The following is a 752-nucleotide window of genomic DNA, read 5'->3' as shown; positions in this document are numbered from 1 at the left end:
TGTTTTTCATGGATTTACAGTGATTACGGTAACCTCCAGGTGCCAAATTCCAGTACTTTCCCGACTCCTGCCGGATATAACCTGGTTTATTCCCAGGACGGCACTCCTTACTATTCTGCTTCAGGAGCTCCTCCAAGTGGTATTGTGAGTGGCAATTGTTATAAAATCAGGTCATTGGCCAATAATAATTATGTCCAGGCCATGTCAAACGGAGAAGTACAGATCAACGGAAATAACAATCAGAATGACCAGAAATGGAAAGTGGAATCTGTAGGGACCAGTTATAAAGTGACGACTATGAATGGCAGCGGGCAAGTGATCAAAGCCAATTCATTGACATACAGCAGTGGGCTGGTATTGGGCAACTTTGTTTCAGGTAACAACTATTACTACTGGAACTTTGAGAACAATGCCGGGAATTACCGGGTGAGTGCCCCAAGCAACCAATATACCTGGGATCATGAGGGAGCGGGCTCCGGTAACCACCTGCAGATCTATGGTACTACTTCAGAACAATTCATTGATTACCGTCTGTTTGCTTTTGAAGGGACAACCTGCCCAAGCGGGTTAAGGGTTGCTGCAGAAACCGATGTGACAGAAGAAGAAAAGACAGGGTACATGAATTTTGCTCCGAATCCTACCAGTGGAGCGGTGGAAGTAAAAGTAAACCTGACTGAAAACGGAGAGGTGAATGTGAGTCTGACGGACTTTATGGGTCGTGACCTGGAATCGAAAACCTATCAGGGGATAAA

The 752-nt window shown here is 45.3% G+C and carries 1 protein-coding gene; it reads left to right on the top strand.

Annotation, left to right across the window (positions count from 1 at the left end):
• On the top strand, positions 1-752 hold a 752-nt coding region (locus GVN16_RS25955), incomplete at both ends, for a hypothetical protein (protein ID WP_166566885.1).

Origin of the sequence: Emticicia sp. CRIBPO (genome assembly GCF_009905725.1) — a bacterium.
Taxonomy (GTDB): Bacteria; Bacteroidota; Bacteroidia; order Cytophagales; family Spirosomataceae; genus Leadbetterella.
The sequence above is the reverse complement of the archived record's forward strand: the minus strand, read 5'-3'. Positions and strand labels throughout refer to the sequence as shown.